The sequence below is a fragment of the uncultured Microscilla sp. genome (assembly GCF_947493425.1).
Lineage (GTDB): Bacteria > Bacteroidota > Bacteroidia > Cytophagales > Microscillaceae > Microscilla.
In genome coordinates, this window is record NZ_CANLRP010000442.1 from 1 (window position 1) to 665 (window position 665).

Genomic DNA, 665 nt, shown 5'->3' on the forward strand with positions numbered 1-665 from the left:
CTTATTAGATGCTTGTTTAAAAGTGGTTGGTGAGGGTGAGTGGCTTCCAGAATCAGGTCGCAAATCTTTTCCACCTGAGCCTTAAAACTTTCCCAATCATCTATTTTAGGAAACAACCAATAGCTATTTTTATGAGGACGAATCGCCCGCTTTTTTTAAAATCTCACTCACATAACGTGGAGAAATTTGTTGAACAATACCCGTTTTCATAGCGAACTTAGCTAACTCCTCCCGATTCCAATGACTCAGAGGTATTCCAAAATCTTCGGGCTTTTTACAAGCCAATGCCACCAAACTCTCCTTTTCAGACAAGCTAATACGTGAAGGGGTGCCTGGACGAGCCTGATCTGAAAGCAAGGAAAGCATCTGAGAAAGCAAAAGTGCATCAGTAGTCTTTTCCTCTAGTTCATAGGCACACAAATCTTTGTAGTGAGCCAACCAGCGATTACGCCACTTAGACACAGTCATCTCGTGCAGGGTGTATTCAAGGTGTATTTTACGATTGCTCCAGCCATCAAAAGCGCGAAGGATAATATGAATGCGTTGTTCATAATGCTTTGGAACTGTTCGCTTATTGAGATAGCCACTCAAAAGCTGATGCTGGCGGGGGCTCAGTTCTAACTTGGGTAATGCTTTGCCTCTGTTCATTATTGCTAAATTTTGCT

The 665-nt window shown here is 42.4% G+C and carries 1 protein-coding gene; it reads right to left on the reverse strand.

All coding sequences use genetic code 11. From position 1 onward, the window contains the following. Positions 1–129: 129 nt before the first annotated feature. A partial coding sequence (locus Q0954_RS34240) for a helix-turn-helix domain-containing protein (RefSeq protein ID WP_299466667.1) occupies positions 130–665 on the reverse strand: 536 nt, incomplete at its 5' end.